The sequence below is a fragment of the Dermacoccus sp. PE3 genome (assembly GCF_001021715.1).
Taxonomy (GTDB): domain Bacteria; phylum Actinomycetota; class Actinomycetes; order Actinomycetales; family Dermatophilaceae; genus Dermacoccus; species Dermacoccus abyssi.
Map to the genome: position 1 here is coordinate 1 of NZ_LDCM01000012.1, position 1,247 is coordinate 1,247.

General features: G+C 67.1%; 1 protein-coding gene. It reads left to right on the forward strand.

Annotation, left to right across the window (positions count from 1 at the left end; all coding sequences use genetic code 11):
* Positions 1-83 precede the first annotated feature (83 nt).
* A protein-coding gene (locus AA983_RS14505) for an IS3 family transposase (protein WP_156170482.1) occupies positions 84-1,234 on the forward strand; the annotation gives its coding sequence in 2 pieces (ribosomal slippage) (positions 84-354 and positions 354-1,234; 1,152 coding nt in all).
* Positions 1,235-1,247 lie beyond the last annotated feature (13 nt).

Sequence of the window (1,247 nt, forward strand, 5' to 3'; positions counted from 1 at the left end):
TGGGCTGACCCCGTTTTGTAGGTCCAGTCGTTATGAGAGTCGTCCTGTTGCCCGCGGTCGCGGGCAGGGAGACTGGTCAGATCATGACGAACAGCAGGAAGCGTCACACCCCGGAGCAGGTCGTCCGTAAGCTCGGGCAGGCCGACAGGATGCTCGCCGATGGTCAGGACGTCGCGGCGGTGTGCCGGGAGCTCGGGGTGTCCGAGCAGACGTACTACCGGTGGCGGAACCAGTACGGCGGCCTCAAGGCCGACGACGCAAAGCGCCTGAAGGAGTTGGAGAAGCAGAACGCGACCCTGAAGCGTCTGCTCGCGGAAGCGGAGCTGGAGAAGGCCGCGCTCAAGGAGCTGGCTGAGGGAAACTTCTAAGCCCGGACAGGCGCCGCGCCGCCGTCGATCACCTCAAGCGCAAGTTGCGGGTGAGCGAACGGATGGCGTGCCGTCTGGTCGGGCTGAGCCGCTCCGCGTATCGGCGACCGCTCAAGGGCGACACGGTCGCGGACCCGGATCGGGCGCTCAGGGAGTGGCTGCGCGCCTGGGCGAAGGACCATCCCCGCTACGGGTATCGGCGGGCGTATCACGACGCCCGCGCCGAGGGGTGGGTGGTGAACCACAAGAAGATCCAACGCCTGTGGCGTGACGAAGGGCTCCGGGTCCCGCAGCGGCGTCGACGCAAGCGCGTCGGGTCCTCGACCGTCGACGCGCCGACGGCGGACGCGCCGAACGTGGTGTGGGCGGTGGACTTCCAGTTCGACGCCGACGAGCACGGACGATTGATCAAGATCTGCTCGATCGTCGACGAACACACCCGGGAGTGCATCGGCGGCCTCGTGGAGCGCTCGATTACCGCCGACCGACTCACCGCCCACCTCGAGGACCTCGTCGCCGCCCGGGGTGCCCCGGCGGTGCTCAGGTCGGACAACGGGCCGGAGTTCATCAGCGAGGCGATGGCCGACTGGGCCGGCACCCGCACCGGCCTGTCCTACATCCCTCCGGGCTCGCCGTGGCGCAACGGGTACGTCGAGTCGTTCAACAGCCGGATCCGCGACGAGTGCCTCAACATCAACAGCTTCTACTCGCTGCTGCACGCACAGGTCATCATCGGCGACTGGAAGGACGAGTACAACCACCACCGCCGGCACTCCTCGCTCGGCTACCTAACCCCAGCCGAGTACGCTCGGCAGTGCACCCATCAAATGGAAACCGACGACTCACAGAACGTCCGGACCGAATGAAGGGGGCGGCTCA